This is a genomic window from Pseudomonas sp. GW821-FHT05D12, assembly GCF_059419825.1.
Map to the genome: position 1 here is coordinate 126,991 of NZ_JBWKSN010000005.1, position 15,280 is coordinate 142,270.

The 15,280-nt window shown below is 57.5% G+C and carries 16 protein-coding genes; 14 read left to right on the top strand and 2 right to left on the bottom strand.

Going from position 1 to position 15,280, the window contains the following annotated elements; genetic code table 11:
• Window positions 1–78: 78 nt before the first annotated feature.
• Together AC07SI_RS10910 and AC07SI_RS10915 are read right to left on the bottom strand one after the other, a co-directional pair.
• A complete protein-coding gene (locus tag AC07SI_RS10910) occupies window positions 79–1,023 on the bottom strand; it encodes a FecR domain-containing protein (RefSeq protein WP_495005717.1) in 945 nt (314 codons plus the stop codon).
• A complete protein-coding gene (locus tag AC07SI_RS10915) occupies window positions 1,023–1,529 on the bottom strand; it encodes a sigma-70 family RNA polymerase sigma factor (protein WP_495005718.1) in 507 nt (168 codons plus the stop codon). The genes AC07SI_RS10910 and AC07SI_RS10915 overlap by 1 nt, the downstream gene beginning before the upstream one ends.
• A gap of 554 nt (window positions 1,530–2,083) precedes the next feature.
• On the opposite strand from AC07SI_RS10915, the gene mnmG reads away from it, so the two are divergent.
• The 14 genes from mnmG (at window position 2,084) to glmU (ending at window position 15,057) form a co-directional block, all read left to right on the top strand.
• The gene (mnmG, locus tag AC07SI_RS10920; RefSeq protein WP_065902900.1) at window positions 2,084–3,976 is read left to right on the top strand and encodes a tRNA uridine-5-carboxymethylaminomethyl(34) synthesis enzyme MnmG; all 1,893 of its coding nucleotides are present in this window, start codon (window positions 2,084–2,086) and stop codon (window positions 3,974–3,976) included.
• Entirely contained in the window at window positions 3,973–4,617 is a 645-nt protein-coding gene (gene rsmG / locus AC07SI_RS10925; RefSeq protein WP_065902677.1) for a 16S rRNA (guanine(527)-N(7))-methyltransferase RsmG, read from the top strand. The genes mnmG and rsmG overlap by 4 nt, the downstream gene beginning before the upstream one ends.
• 18 nt (window positions 4,618–4,635) lie before the next feature.
• The gene (locus AC07SI_RS10930) at window positions 4,636–5,433 is read left to right on the top strand and encodes a ParA family protein (protein ID WP_010207696.1); all 798 of its coding nucleotides are present in this window, start codon (window positions 4,636–4,638) and stop codon (window positions 5,431–5,433) included.
• A gap of 9 nt (window positions 5,434–5,442) precedes the next feature.
• Entirely contained in the window at window positions 5,443–6,315 is an 873-nt protein-coding gene (locus AC07SI_RS10935) for a ParB/RepB/Spo0J family partition protein (protein WP_015886650.1), read from the top strand.
• A 148-nt stretch (window positions 6,316–6,463) separates the two neighbouring features.
• Window positions 6,464–6,871 carry a F0F1 ATP synthase subunit I gene (locus tag AC07SI_RS10940; protein WP_043048220.1) on the top strand — a complete coding sequence of 136 codons (408 nt, stop codon included), beginning with the start codon at window positions 6,464–6,466 and terminating at the stop codon, window positions 6,869–6,871.
• A gap of 16 nt (window positions 6,872–6,887) precedes the next feature.
• Window positions 6,888–7,757, top strand: a complete 870-nt coding sequence (gene atpB / locus AC07SI_RS10945; protein ID WP_034101609.1) for a F0F1 ATP synthase subunit A — start codon at window positions 6,888–6,890, stop codon at window positions 7,755–7,757.
• A 134-nt stretch (window positions 7,758–7,891) separates the two neighbouring features.
• A complete protein-coding gene (gene atpE, locus AC07SI_RS10950) occupies window positions 7,892–8,149 on the top strand; it encodes a F0F1 ATP synthase subunit C (RefSeq protein ID WP_002555987.1) in 258 nt (85 codons plus the stop codon).
• Between the two features lie 56 nt (window positions 8,150–8,205).
• Window positions 8,206–8,676, top strand: a complete 471-nt coding sequence (locus AC07SI_RS10955; protein WP_015886647.1) for a F0F1 ATP synthase subunit B — start codon at window positions 8,206–8,208, stop codon at window positions 8,674–8,676.
• A 12-nt stretch (window positions 8,677–8,688) separates the two neighbouring features.
• On the top strand, window positions 8,689–9,225 hold the full coding sequence (locus tag AC07SI_RS10960) for a F0F1 ATP synthase subunit delta (RefSeq protein WP_495005719.1): 537 nt from the start codon (window positions 8,689–8,691) through the stop codon (window positions 9,223–9,225).
• Window positions 9,226–9,246: 21 nt separating this feature from the next.
• Window positions 9,247–10,791, top strand: coding sequence for a F0F1 ATP synthase subunit alpha (gene atpA, locus AC07SI_RS10965; protein ID WP_003177064.1), 1,545 nt, complete (start codon window positions 9,247–9,249; stop codon window positions 10,789–10,791).
• A gap of 50 nt (window positions 10,792–10,841) precedes the next feature.
• Entirely contained in the window at window positions 10,842–11,702 is an 861-nt protein-coding gene (gene atpG / locus AC07SI_RS10970) for a F0F1 ATP synthase subunit gamma (protein WP_003233565.1), read from the top strand.
• Between the two features lie 27 nt (window positions 11,703–11,729).
• Window positions 11,730–13,106 carry a F0F1 ATP synthase subunit beta gene (gene atpD, locus AC07SI_RS10975; protein WP_015886645.1) on the top strand — a complete coding sequence of 459 codons (1,377 nt, stop codon included), beginning with the start codon at window positions 11,730–11,732 and terminating at the stop codon, window positions 13,104–13,106.
• A 44-nt stretch (window positions 13,107–13,150) separates the two neighbouring features.
• Window positions 13,151–13,567, top strand: a complete 417-nt coding sequence (locus AC07SI_RS10980; RefSeq protein ID WP_495005720.1) for a F0F1 ATP synthase subunit epsilon — start codon at window positions 13,151–13,153, stop codon at window positions 13,565–13,567.
• Window positions 13,568–13,689: 122 nt separating this feature from the next.
• The gene (gene glmU, locus AC07SI_RS10985; RefSeq protein ID WP_495005721.1) at window positions 13,690–15,057 is read left to right on the top strand and encodes a bifunctional UDP-N-acetylglucosamine diphosphorylase/glucosamine-1-phosphate N-acetyltransferase GlmU; all 1,368 of its coding nucleotides are present in this window, start codon (window positions 13,690–13,692) and stop codon (window positions 15,055–15,057) included.
• The last annotated feature ends 223 nt before the right edge of the window (window positions 15,058–15,280 follow it).

A 15,280-nucleotide genomic window follows, 5' to 3' on the forward strand; every position in this document is an offset into this window, starting at 1 on the left:
CTGAAGGTAGCGTCGTGATTACCTGTAGGGCCGCGCCAGGTAAAAAAAAGATAACCCCCTTGTGGATAATTTTTTCCCTCAGCCGATGCGTTTCACCGATACCCAATAACGGGTGAAGTATTTCACCTGGATCGGCAGGGTTGCTTGCAGGTTGGCCAATACCGCGTCGGTGGCGTCCAGGCGAAACGTCCCGGAAACACGCAGGCGTGCCGAGGCCGAATCGCACTGCAGCATGCCCGGCCGATAGCGGGCCAGGTCGTCGATCACATCCCCAAGCCGTGCATCCAGCACGATCAGTTGTCCGTCGACCCAGGCTGCCTGGGTGCGGCCATAAGGCTGGTTGAGCCCCACGTGCTGTCGGTCGAAGTCGACGCTTTCACCTGCTCCGAGCAGTCGGACATGATCGGGTTGGTCACCCGGCGCCACACTGACTCGATCTTCCAGCACACCAACGCGCGTGGCGTCCGGCAATTGGCGCACGGTAAACCGCGTGCCCAATGCCTGGATCCGGCCCTGGCGCGTCTCCACATAAAAGGGTGTCTGCCCGCCGGACTTGCCGGTGTGGATAAGCACTTCACCTTCGCGCAGGCGGATCAAACGCTGGCGATCGTCGAATAGCACATCAATCGCGGTGTTGGTATTCAGGTCTATCCGCGTGCCATCCGCCAGCTCGATGCGCCGTCGCGTGCCCACCGGTGTGCGGTAGTTAGCCCAGACATTGCCCAGGGAAGTATGTTGCTGGACATTCCAGCCCAGGTAGCCGGTTCCACCGAGTACCAGCATCCACTTGAGCACCTGGCGGCGTTGTTGCGTGGTCGACAATGCGCGGCGCGTGAGGTCCTGGGGCAGGGCGCCGAGGCTGCGCTGCAACTGCTCCATCTGATTCCACGCCGCCAAGTGGGACGGATCACCATTGAGCCATTGCTGCCAGGCATGACGCTCGGCGGCGGTCGGCGGCTGGGATTGAAATTGCACAAACCAACTGGCGGCGGCCTCGAAGGTCTTGCGATCGGGCGCAGCCATCAAAGACTGGCCATGATCAGCGAGCATTCGGTCAGGGCGCGGATCATGTGTTTCTTCACAGTGGTCAACGAGACCTGCAACTGGTCGGCAATCTGTTGATAAGTCAGCCCGTCGATCTGCGAGAGCATGAAGATCCGCCGTGCCCGTTCACCCAGGCCAGCCAGCGCTTTATCCACTGCTACCAGGGTCTCGATGATGATCGCCTTATCTTCTTCACTGATGGCGATGGCTTCGGGACGTTCGGCCAGGGTCTGTTTATAAGCCTGTTCGATGGCATGGCGGCGGTAACGATCAATCACCAACCCCCTGGCAATGGTCGCCAAGTAGTCGCGCGGTTCGAGGATCTGTCCCGCATGTCGCCCTCCCAGAATGCGCACGAACGTATCGTGCGCCACATCAGCGGCATCGCAGGCGTTATGCAATTTACCTTTGAGCCATCCGTGCAACCACGAGTGGTGTTGCTCGTAGATGTGCTGGACGGCAACGGTGTGTGAAGAAGGGGACATAGGGCATGACAAGCGAGGTTAATGATAATCGCTATTATTAACTGTGCAGTGGTTTTCTCACAATAGCTCTGTTTTTGCCGCAGTCGAAGGATTCTGGTGGCTTCGTCGTGGGCGCTATTCACTCGGATCCAGCAATTTCTGTGGATTAAGCCCTGTGAATAACCGCCCCTGTGCCCAGTTGATAACAGGGCTTGAAACCTGGCCAAAAACCCCTCTGTGGATAACCACCTGTTTAATCCACAGGCTTAAACCACTTATCCAAGGGCCTCCTTGGCACATGACCACAGACTTTTGAAACTCTGTACACAACGTAAATAAAGGCCTGTAGAGATCTATCCACAGAAACCATGCTCAGTAGAAATAAACATAAAAACAAAGATTTAATAAATTTCTCTCTTTTAATTTCTATTGTCTGTGATTCATCCACAGCTGGTTAAATTTTGTGCAAAGGGTTCTTTAGGAAGGGCTAAGTCCCTATACTTGCCGCCAAAGCTCTAAAACCAGCTCAACCAATCAATTCCTAATTACCTACATAAGCAGGCACGAGGTGCGTGGTGGATTTCCCTTCCCGTTTTGAAGTGATCGTCATCGGCGGCGGTCATGCCGGTACCGAGGCAGCACTGGCGTCAGCACGCATGGGCGTAAAAACCCTGTTGCTCACGCATAACGTGGAAACCCTCGGTGCAATGAGTTGCAACCCCGCTATTGGTGGGATCGGCAAAAGCCATCTGGTCAAGGAAATCGATGCCCTTGGTGGCGTCATGGCCGAAGCAACCGACAAGGGTGGTATTCAATTTCGCGTGCTCAACAGCCGCAAAGGCCCGGCAGTGCGTGCCACTCGGGCACAAGCCGACCGCATCCTGTACAAGGCGGCGGTACGCGAAACCCTGGAAAACCAGCCGAACCTGTGGATATTTCAACAAGCTGCCGATGACCTGATCGTCGAACAGGACCAGGTCCGCGGTGTTGTCACGCAAATGGGCCTGCGGTTCTTCGCAGAATCCGTGGTGCTGACCACCGGTACTTTCCTCGGCGGACTTATCCACATCGGTATGCAGAATTATTCGGGCGGTCGCGCCGGTGATCCGCCGTCGATTGCCCTGGCGCATCGCCTGCGTGAACTGCCACTGCGCGTCGGGCGCCTGAAAACCGGGACCCCGCCGCGTATTGACGGGCGTTCTGTGGATTTCTCGGTGATGACCGAACAAGCCGGCGATACACCGATTCCGGTGATGTCGTTCATGGGCTCCAAAGAGCAGCACCCGAAACAGGTGAGCTGCTGGATTACCCATACCAATGCGCGCACCCACGAAATCATCGCGGCCAACCTCGACCGCTCGCCGATGTATTCCGGGGTGATCGAGGGCATTGGCCCACGTTATTGCCCGTCGATCGAAGACAAGATCCACCGCTTCGCCGACAAGGAAAGCCACCAGGTCTTCATCGAACCGGAAGGCCTGACCACTCACGAGCTGTACCCGAACGGGATTTCCACTTCGCTGCCGTTCGACGTGCAAATCCAGATCGTGCAATCGATCCGTGGCATGGAAAACGCTCATATCGTGCGTCCGGGCTACGCCATCGAGTACGACTATTTCGACCCGCGTGACCTGAAGTACAGCTTGGAAACCAAGGTGATCGGCGGTCTGTTCTTTGCTGGCCAAATCAACGGCACCACCGGTTACGAAGAAGCCGGCGCCCAGGGTTTGCTGGCCGGAACCAACGCGGCATTGCGCGCACAGGGCAAGGACAGCTGGTGCCCGCGTCGCGATGAAGCGTATATCGGCGTATTGGTTGATGACCTGATTACCCTGGGTACCCAGGAACCGTACCGGATGTTTACCTCCCGGGCGGAATATCGCCTGATCCTGCGCGAAGACAACGCCGACCTGCGCCTGACCGAAAAAGGTCGCGAGCTGGGCTTGGTCGATGACGCGCGCTGGGCGGCCTTCTGCAAAAAACGCGAAAGCATCGCGCTCGAAGAGCAGCGCCTGAAAAGTACCTGGGTTCGCCCGGGCACCGAGCAGGGCGACGCGATCGCGGAAAAATTCGGCACGCCGCTGACCCACGAATACAACCTGCTGAACCTGCTGTCCCGTCCGGAAATCGACTACGCTGGTCTGGTCGAAGTGACCGGCCAGGGCGCAGAAGATCCACAGGTCGCCGAACAGGTCGAGATCAAGACCAAGTACGCCGGTTACATTGATCGCCAACAGGACGAGATTGCTCGCCTGCGCGCCAGTGAAGACACCAAGCTGCCTGTGGATATCGACTACACCGGGATTTCCGGGCTGTCGAAAGAAATCCAGAGCAAGCTGGGGATAACTCGACCTGAGACCCTCGGCCAGGCTTCACGTATTCCTGGCGTCACCCCGGCGGCCATTTCGCTGTTGATGATTCATTTGAAAAAACGCGGCGCGGGCCGTCAGTTGGAGCAAAGCGCTTGAGTTCGTTGGTCACCTCGCAACACGCCGAAGAGTTATCCACAGGTGCACGCCAGTTGGGCGTGGATCTGACCGAAGCCCAGCACACGCTGCTGCTGGGTTATCTGGCCCTGTTGATCAAATGGAACAAGGCTTACAACCTGACCGCGGTGCGCGACCCCGATGAAATGGTCTCGCGTCATTTGCTCGATAGCTTGAGCGTGATGCCGTTTATCGAAAACGGTCGCTGGCTCGACGTAGGCAGTGGCGGCGGCATGCCCGGTATTCCGCTGGCCATCCTGTTTCCGGACGCGCAAGTGACGTGCCTGGACAGCAACGGCAAGAAAACCCGCTTCCTGACCCAGGTCAAACTCGAACTCAAGCTGGATAACCTGCAAGTTATCCACAGTCGGGTCGAAGCCTTCACGCCTGAACAGCCTTTCAACGGAATTGTTTCCCGGGCGTTCAGCAGCATGGAGAACTTCAGCAACTGGACTCGCCACCTGGGCGACCGCGATACCCGCTGGCTGGCAATGAAGGGCGTTCATCCAAGCGACGAGCTGTTAGCATTGCCGGCAGACTTCCACCTCGATAGCGAACACGCCTTGGCCGTACCCGGTTGCCAAGGCCAACGCCATCTGCTGATACTGCGCCGCACGGCATGATTGGGAACACAAGCAAGAATGGCTAAGGTATTCGCGATAGCGAACCAGAAAGGTGGCGTGGGTAAAACCACCACCTGCATCAACCTCGCAGCATCCCTGGTCGCCACCAAGCGTCGGGTGCTGTTGATCGATCTCGATCCACAGGGCAACGCCACCATGGGTAGCGGTGTGGATAAACACGGCCTGGAAAACTCGGTCTACGACTTGCTGATTGGCGAGTGCGACCTGGCCCAGGCCATGCACTATTCCGAACACGGCGGTTATCAACTGCTGCCGGCCAACCGCGATTTGACCGCGGCGGAAGTGGTGCTGCTGGAAATGCAGATGAAAGAAAGCCGTCTGCGCAGCGCCTTGGCGCCGATCCGCGAGAATTACGACTACATTTTGATCGACTGCCCGCCGTCACTGTCGATGCTGACACTGAACGCGCTGGTGGCCGCCGATGGGGTGATTATCCCCATGCAGTGCGAGTACTACGCGCTTGAAGGTTTGAGCGACCTTGTGGATAACATCAAGCGCATCGCCGAGTTGCTCAACCCGAACCTGCAGATCGAAGGCCTGCTGCGGACCATGTTCGATCCGCGCCTGAGCCTGATGAACGATGTGTCGGCGCAGCTCAAGGAACACTTTGGCGATCAGCTGTACGACACGGTGATCCCGCGCAACATCCGTCTGGCCGAAGCCCCGAGCTACGGCATGCCGGCCCTGGCGTACGACAAACAATCGCGGGGTGCCATTGCCTACCTGGCACTGGCCGGCGAAATGGTTCGTCGCCAGCGCCGCAACTCACGCACCGCTGCAGCCCAGCCAACTTAAGGAATCCCCATGGCCGTCAAGAAACGAGGTCTCGGACGTGGACTGGATGCACTGTTGAGTGGTCCGACCGTCACATCGCTTGAAGAACAAGCGGTGCAGGCCGACGAGCGCGAGCTGCAACACCTGCCCCTGGACCTGATCCAGCGCGGCAAATACCAGCCACGTCGGGACATGGACCCCCAGGCGTTGGAAGAACTGGCCAATTCGATTAAGGCCCAGGGCGTGATGCAGCCGATCGTGGTACGCCCGATCGGTGGCGGACGCTTCGAAATCATCGCCGGTGAACGCCGCTGGCGTGCCAGCCAGCAGGCTGGCAAGGACACCATCCCGGCGATGGTGCGTGATGTGCCGGATGAAACGGCCATCGCCATGGCGTTGATCGAGAATATCCAGCGTGAAGACCTCAACCCGATCGAAGAAGCGATCGCGTTGCAGCGTTTGCAGCAGGAATTCCAGCTGACCCAGCAACAAGTGGCCGAGGCTGTGGGTAAATCCCGGGTCACCGTGTCCAACCTGCTGCGCCTGATCGCGTTGCCGGAAGTCATCAAGACCATGCTGTCCCACGGTGACCTGGAGATGGGCCATGCCCGTGCTTTGCTCGGATTGCCGGAAAATCAACAGGTTGAGGGGGCGCGACACGTTGTCGCACGAGGGCTCACCGTTCGTCAGACCGAGGCCCTGGTTCGCCAATGGCTCAGTGGTAAACCTGCACCGGTCGAAACGGCCAAACCTGATCCGGATATTGCACGTCTGGAGCAGCGCCTGGCCGAGCGCCTGGGCTCTGCGGTACAAATTCGCCACGGCAAGAAAGGCAAAGGCCAATTGGTCATCGGATATAACTCTCTCGATGAGCTTCAGGGCGTCCTTGCCCACATCCGCTGAAACATTTGCTTATGTAGCGCGTGATCGGAAATCACTACCCGGCAGTTGAATAGGGGCAGAACCGCCCCTATACTCTGCGCGCATTTTGTCGGCACAAATTATGCCAAGTTATTGATTTCCGGCAGCCGACCATTGAGGAGCAAGAGTGATGGAAACCCGCACGCCAAACACGTTGCCGTTCCATCGCTTGGCCGTTTTCCCGGTTTTATTGGCTCAGTTAGTCATTTTGCTGATCGCCGCATTGGCGCTTTGGTATTGGCATGGAGTCGTAGCCGGGTATTCAGGACTTTGCGGAGGCCTGATAGCCTTGCTGCCCAATATGTATTTTGCTCACAGGGCCTTTCGGTTTTCCGGCGCCCGAGCAGCCCAGGCTATCGTCCGGTCCTTTTATGCCGGCGAAGCAGGGAAACTGATTTTGACGGCAGTGCTGTTTGCACTGACCTTTGCAGGTGTGAAGCCATTGGCGCCGCTGGCTGTATTCGGCGTCTTCGTGTTGACCCAACTGGTCAGCTGGTTCGCTCCCCTGCTAATGAAAACAAGACTTTCGAAACCTTAGGGCGTTTGAGGCAACCATGGCAGAAACAACCGCTTCGGGCTATATCCAGCACCACTTGCAGAACCTGACCTTCGGTCAGCTTCCCAACGGCGGCTGGGGCTTCGCCCACACCGCAGCAGAAGCCAAAGAAATGGGCTTCTGGGCTTTCCACCTGGATACTCTGGGCTGGTCGGTCGCACTGGGCCTGATTTTCGTCCTGATTTTCCGCATGGCGGCAAAGAAGGCGACTTCCGGTCAACCAGGTGCCCTGCAGAACTTCGTGGAAGTATTGGTCGAATTCGTCGATGGCAGCGTGAAAGACAGCTTCCATGGCCGTAGCCCGGTGATTGCACCGCTGGCACTGACCATCTTCGTCTGGGTGTTCCTGATGAACGCCGTCGACCTGATCCCGGTCGACTGGATTCCTCAGCTGGCCATCCTGATCTCCGGCGACCACCACATTCCATTCCGTGCGGTTTCCACCACGGACCCTAACGCCACCCTGGGCATGGCCCTGTCGGTGTTCGCGTTGATCATTTTCTACAGCATCAAGGTCAAGGGCATCGGCGGCTTCATCGGCGAACTGACCCTGCACCCGTTCGGCAGCAAGAACATCTTCGTTCAAGCCCTGCTGATCCCGGTGAACTTCCTGCTGGAGTTCGTGACCCTGGTCGCCAAGCCGATTTCCCTGGCCCTGCGACTGTTCGGCAACATGTATGCCGGCGAACTGGTGTTCATTCTGATCGCTGTGATGTTCGGCAGCGGTCTGCTCTGGCTCAGCGGCCTGGGCGTGGTTCTGCAGTGGGCGTGGGCTGTGTTCCACATCCTGATCATCACCCTGCAGGCCTTCATCTTCATGATGCTGACCATCGTCTACCTGTCGATGGCGCACGAAGAGAACCATTAAGACCAGTCTCGACTAGTCTGATGTCCTTCCCGGTCACCCGGGAAGGTGGGCTCTAACGGCCTATGAAACGATTTGTTTTACCGCTTTAAAATCTAAAAAACCTAAACCATACGACGTAAAAGTCGGGAGGAAAGATGGAAACTGTAGTTGGTCTAACCGCTATCGCTGTTGCACTGTTGATCGGCCTGGGCGCCCTGGGTACTGCCATTGGTTTCGGCCTGCTGGGCGGCAAATTCCTGGAAGGCGCAGCGCGTCAGCCAGAAATGGTTCCAATGCTGCAAGTTAAAATGTTCATCGTCGCCGGCCTGCTCGACGCCGTGACCATGATCGGCGTTGGTATCGCACTGTTCTTCACCTTCGCGAACCCCTTCGTTGGTCAACTCGCTGGCTAATCACTCGACTTTTCGAGTGATTGGGGTGATGGACAACGAATGAGCGAGGTGTTGGCGTGAACATTAATGCAACCCTGATTGGCCAATCCGTTGCGTTCTTCATTTTTGTAGTGTTTTGCATGAAGTTCGTGTGGCCTCCGGTCATCGCGGCTTTGCACGAACGTCAGAAGAAGATCGCGGATGGTTTGGACGCTGCCAGCCGTGCAGCTCGCGACCTGGAGTTGGCCCAAGAGAAAGTGGGTCATCAACTGCGCGATGCTAAAGCACAGGCAGCTGAAATCATTGAGCAAGCCAAGAAACGCGGTAACCAGATCGTCGAAGAGGCTGTTGAAAAAGCCCGCGTCGAAGCTGACCGTGTGAAGGCTTCGGCTCATGCCGAGATCGAACAGGAACTGAACGGCGTCAAAGACGCGCTGCGTGCCCAACTGGGTGCTCTGGCGGTCGGCGGTGCTGAGAAGATCCTCGGTGCCACAATCGATCAAAACGCGCACGCGGAGCTGGTTAACAAACTGGCTGCTGAAATTTAAGCGAGGGCGATCATGGCAGAACTGACCACGTTGGCCCGACCTTACGCTAAGGCAGCCTTCGAGCACGCCCAGGCCCACCAGCAGCTGGCCTCTTGGTCAGCCATGCTCGGCCTGGCTGCAGCAGTGTCGCAAGACGACACCATGCAGCGCGTGCTCAAGGCCCCGCGCCTGACGAGCGCAGACAAGGCCGCCACTTTTATTGAAGTGTGCGGCGACAAGTTTGATGTGAAAGTGCAGAACTTCATCCATGTCGTTGCCGAAAACGACCGTCTCCCGCTACTGCCGGAGATCGCCACTCTGTTCGACCTGTACAAGGCCGAAGCAGAGAAATCGGTAGACGTTGAAGTGACCAGTGCTTTTGCATTGAACCAAGAACAGCAAGACAAACTCGCCAAGGTTCTCAGTGCACGACTCAATCGGGAAGTGCGCCTGCAAGCTTCGGAGGACGCATCCCTGATTGGTGGTGTTGTTATCCGTGCCGGCGACCTGGTTATCGATGGCTCGATTCGCGGCAAAATCGCGAAACTTGCCGAAGCATTGAAATCTTGAGTTTGAAGGGGCAGCAGAGCAATGCAGCAACTCAATCCTTCCGAAATAAGTGAAATTATCAAGGGCCGCATCGACAAGCTCGATGTGACCTCCCAAGCCCGTAACGAAGGCACTGTCGTCAGCGTATCTGACGGCATCGTGCGGATTCACGGTCTGGCCGACGTTATGTACGGCGAGATGATCGAGTTTCCGGGCGGCGTCTACGGTATGGCCCTCAACCTGGAGCAAGACTCCGTAGGTGCCGTTGTATTGGGCGCGTACACCAGTCTGGCTGAAGGCATGAGCGCCAAGTGCACCGGCCGCATCCTGGAGGTTCCGGTTGGTAAGGAACTGCTGGGCCGCGTAGTCGACGCACTGGGTAACCCTGTTGACGGCAAAGGTCCACTGGGCAACACCGAGACCGACGCGGTCGAGAAAGTTGCTCCAGGCGTGATCTGGCGTAAGTCGGTAGACCAGCCTGTACAGACTGGCTACAAGGCTGTCGATGCCATGATCCCTGTCGGCCGTGGCCAGCGTGAGCTGATCATCGGTGACCGTCAGATCGGTAAAACCGCTCTGGCGATCGACGCGATCATCAACCAGAAGAACAGCGGCATTTTCTGCGTCTACGTAGCTATCGGTCAGAAGCAATCGACCATCGCCAACGTGGTTCGCAAGCTGGAAGAAAACGGCGCCCTGGCCAACACGATCATCGTGGCTGCCAGTGCTTCGGAATCTCCTGCGCTGCAATTCCTGGCACCGTACTCCGGTTGCACCATGGGTGAATTCTTCCGCGACCGCGGTGAAGACGCGCTGATCGTTTATGACGATCTGTCCAAGCAAGCAGTGGCTTACCGCCAGATTTCCCTGCTGCTGCGCCGTCCACCAGGCCGTGAAGCCTACCCAGGCGACGTGTTCTATCTCCACTCCCGTCTGCTGGAGCGCGCATCCCGCGTTTCCGAAGAGTACGTAGAGAAGTTCACCAACGGCGCAGTGACCGGCAAAACCGGTTCCCTGACCGCACTGCCGATCATCGAAACCCAGGCTGGCGACGTTTCCGCGTTCGTTCCGACCAACGTGATTTCCATCACCGACGGTCAGATCTTCCTGGAATCGGCCATGTTCAACTCGGGCATCCGCCCTGCAGTGAACGCCGGTGTTTCGGTATCCCGTGTGGGTGGTGCCGCTCAGACCAAGATCATCAAGAAGCTCTCCGGTGGTATCCGTACCGCTCTGGCTCAGTACCGTGAACTGGCGGCATTCGCCCAGTTCGCTTCTGACCTGGACGAAGCGACCCGTAAGCAACTTGAGCATGGTCAGCGCGTTACCGAGCTGATGAAGCAGAAGCAATACGCCCCGATGTCGATCGCTGACATGGCGTTGTCGCTGTATGCCGCTGAGCGTGGGTTCCTGACCGACGTTGAAATCGCCAAGGTCGGCAGCTTTGAACAAGCGCTGATTGCTTACTTCAACCGCGATCACGCCGAATTGATGGCGAAGATCAACGTGAAGGGTGACTTCAATGACGATATCGACGCTGGCATGAAAGCCGGTATCGAGAAGTTCAAGGCCACCCAAACCTGGTAAGCCGCAGCGGGAGCCGCAAGGCTCCCGCTTGCTAACCTGATAGGTGTTACATGGCAGGCGCAAAAGAGATTCGCAGTAAGATTGCGAGCATCAAAAGCACGCAAAAAATTACCAGCGCCATGGAAAAAGTGGCGGTCAGCAAAATGCGCAAGGCACAAATGCGCATGGCTGCTAGCCGTCCTTATGCGGAGCGTATCCGCCAGGTAATTGGGCATCTGGCCAACGCCAACCCGGAATACCGCCACCCGTTCATGATCGACCGCGCAGTCAAGCGTGTGGGTTATGTGGTAGTGAGCAGTGACCGTGGTTTGTGCGGTGGTCTGAATACCAACCTGTTCAAGGCCCTGGTCAAGGACATGGCGGTAAACCGCGAAAACGGCGTCGAGATCGATCTGTGTGTTGTTGGTAGCAAGGGTGCGGCCTTTTTCCGCAACTTCGGCGGTAACGTCGTTGCAGCTATCAGCCACCTGGGTGAAGAGCCGTCGATCAATGATTTGATCGGCAGTGTGAAGGTGATGCTGGATGCGTACCTGGAAGGCCGGATTGACCGCCTGTCCGTGGTATCCAACAAGTTCATCAACACCATGACCCAGCAGCCAACCGTGGAGCAATTGATTCCACTGGTGGCGACTCCGGATCAGGAACTCAAGCACCACTGGGACTACCTCTACGAACCAGACGCCAAAGAGCTGCTTGACGGCTTGATGGTGCGCTACGTGGAGTCGCAGGTGTACCAGGCGGTGGTCGAGAACAACGCAGCTGAACAAGCGGCGCGGATGATCGCGATGAAAAACGCTACCGATAACGCCGGTGATCTGATCAGCGATTTGCAGCTGATCTACAACAAGGCGCGTCAGGCTGCGATCACCCAAGAGATCTCGGAAATCGTCGGCGGCGCTGCCGCGGTTTAACGGTTCAAATATTCAGAGGATCCAGCTATGAGTAGCGGACGTATCGTTCAAATCATCGGCGCCGTTATCGACGTGGAATTTCCACGCGACAGCGTACCGAGCATCTACAACGCGCTGAAAGTACAAGGCGCGGAAACTACTCTGGAAGTTCAGCAGCAGCTGGGCGACGGCGTAGTTCGTACCATTGCGATGGGTTCCACCGAAGGCTTGAAGCGCGGTCTGGACGTTGTCGACACTGGCGCAGCCATTTCCGTACCGGTCGGTAAAGCGACCCTGGGCCGGATCATGGACGTACTGGGCAACCCGATCGACGAAGCTGGCCCGATCGACACCGAAGAGCGCTGGGGCATTCACCGTCCAGCACCTTCGTTCGCCGAGCAAGCTGGCGGCAACGACCTGCTGGAAACCGGCATCAAGGTTATCGACCTGGTTTGCCCGTTCGCCAAGGGCGGTAAAGTTGGTCTGTTCGGTGGTGCCGGTGTAGGCAAGACCGTAAACATGATGGAACTGATCCGTAACATCGCCATCGAGCACAGCGGTTATTCCGTGTTCGCCGGTGTGGGTGAGCGTACTCGTGAGGGTAACGACTTCTACCACGAGATGAAGGATTCCAACGTTCTGGACAAAGTGGCACTGGTTTACGGTCAGATGAACGAGCCGCCGGGAAACCGTCTGCGCGTAGCACTGACTGGCCTGACCATGGCCGAGAAGTTCCGTGACGAAGGTAACGACGTTCTGCTGTTCGTCGACAACATCTACCGTTACACCCTGGCCGGTACTGAAGTATCCGCACTGCTGGGCCGTATGCCTTCGGCAGTAGGTTACCAGCCGACCCTGGCTGAAGAGATGGGCGTTCTGCAAGAACGTATCACTTCGACCAAGGAAGGTTCGATCACTTCGATCCAAGCGGTATACGTACCTGCGGATGACTTGACCGACCCATCGCCTGCGACCACCTTCGCCCACTTGGACGCCACCGTCGTACTGTCCCGTGACATCGCTTCCCTGGGTATCTACCCAGCGGTCGATCCACTCGACTCGACTTCGCGCCAGCTGGATCCGAACGTGATCGGCCAGGAGCACTACGACACCGCTCGCGGCGTCCAGTACGTGCTGCAGCGTTACAAAGAACTGAAGGACATCATCGCGATCCTGGGTATGGACGAGCTGTCGGAAACCGACAAGCAGTTGGTATCCCGCGCTCGTAAGATCCAGCGCTTCTTGTCGCAGCCGTTCTTCGTGGCTGAAGTCTTCACCGGTGCCTCGGGTAAATACGTTTCCCTGAAAGACACCATTGCTGGCTTCAAAGGCATCCTCAACGGTGACTACGACCACCTGCCAGAACAAGCGTTCTACATGGTCGGCGGCATCGAAGAAGCGATCGAGAAAGCCAAGAAACTGTAATCCAGGCGCCCGGAAACGGGCGCTCATCAGGTTGAGGCAATCAGATGGCTATGACAGTCCATTGCGATATCGTCAGCGCGGAAGGGGAAATCTTCTCCGGTCTGGTAGAAATGGTGATTGCACACGGCGAACTCGGTGACCTGGGTATTGCCATGGGCCACGCGCCGTTGATCACCAGCTTGAAGCCAGGTCCGATCATTCTGACCAAGCAAGGCGGGGAAAAGGAGGTGTTTTACATCTCCGGTGGTTTCCTCGAGGTTCAGCCGAACATGGTCAAGGTACTTGCCGACACCGTGCAACGTGCTGGCGACCTGGATGAAGCCTCCGCTCAGGAAGCCGTCAAGGCTGCCGAGAAGGCCCTGAATGAAAAGGGTGCGGACTTCGACTACAGCGCTGCTGCTGTACGTCTGGCCGAGGCTGCAGCCCAGCTGCGCACGCTCCAGCAGATCCGCAAGAAGTAAGCGGCCAAGCCGTAATACTTATGCGCGATTGATTAAAAAGGGTAGCCTCGGCTACCCTTTTTCTTTTTCAGCAAAACACATCTCTGGTCTGAAGCAGGACCGCTCAGGATTGGTAGCCATTCATGTCTCTTGAAATCGTCATTCTCGCCGCAGGCCAGGGCACCCGCATGCGTTCAGCCCTGCCCAAGGTGCTGCATCCGGTCGCCGGCAATTCGATGTTGGGCCATGTTATCCACAGCGCTCGGCAGTTGGACCCCCAGCGAATTCACGTGGTGATCGGCCACGGTGCCGATGTGGTGCGCGAGCGCCTGGCTGCCGATGACTTGAATTTCGTTCTGCAAGACAAACAGCTGGGTACTGGCCACGCCACCGCGCAAGCCGTGCCGTTCATTACCGCCGACACCGTGCTGATCCTCTATGGCGACGTGCCGCTGATCGAAGTGGAAACCTTGCAGCGCCTGCTCAAACACGTAGTGCCTGGCCAGATGGGCCTGCTGACCGTTGAGCTGGACGACCCTACCGGTTATGGCCGCATCGTGCGCAACGCCGACGGCAAGGTTGCAGCCATTGTTGAACACAAGGATGCCAGCGAAGCCCAACGCGCGATCACCGAGGGCAACACCGGCATTCTTGCAGTGCCAGCCAATAAGCTCGCCGACTGGATGAGTCGTCTGTCCAACAACAACGCCCAGGGCGAGTATTACCTCACCGACGTGATCGAGATGGCCGTGAGTGATGGCCTGCTGGTCGCCACCGAGCAACCCCACGACCCGATGGAAGTGCAGGGCGCCAACGACCGCAAGCAACTGGCCGAACTGGAACGTCACTATCAACTGCGCGAAGGCCGTCGCCTGATGGCCCAGGGCGTGACCTTGCGCGACCCGGCGCGCTTCGATGTACGCGGTGAGGTCACCGTTGGCCGCGACGTGCTGATCGACATCAACGTGATCCTCGAAGGCCGTGTGGTCATCGAAGACGACGTAGTGATTGGCCCGAACTGCGTGATCAAGGACAGCACCCTGCGTAAAGGTGTGGTGGTCAAGGCCAACAGCCATATCGACGGTGCCGTGATGGGCGAGGGCAGTGACGCTGGCCCGTTCGCGCGGTTGCGTTCAGGTAGCGTGCTGGGAGCCAAGGCCCATGTAGGTAACTTCGTTGAATTGAAGAATGCCAAGTTGGACGCGGAAGCTAAAGTCGGCCACTTGACCTACCTGGGTGACGCCACTGTAGGCGCGCGAACCAACATTGGCGCCGGCACCATCACGTGTAACTACGATGGCGCCAACAAGCACCAGACCACCATTGGGGCGGACGTGTTTATCGGTTCCAATAACTCCTTGGTTGCTCCGGTCACCCTCGACGATGGCGCCACCACAGCAGCCGGCTCAACCATCAACCAGGATGTGGATAAGTCTCAACTGGCCGTCGCCCGCGCCCGCCAGCGCAACATCGACGGTTGGAAACGCCCGGTCAAAATCAACAAGACCTGAGTTATCCACACGTTCATCGGCTAACGCTATCTCCTGTGGGAGCTGGCTTGCCTGCGATAGCGGTCTGGCATTCACCATGAATGTCGCCTGACACGCCGAGATCGCAGGTAAGCCAGCTCCCACATTTTTTGCTCCGAGTATTCAAAAAGCTCATTCCCGCGCTTGACGATCTTTCGCCAATAGGTTTTGATTGCCTTCGTTATCTTTCGAAGCGAAACTTATC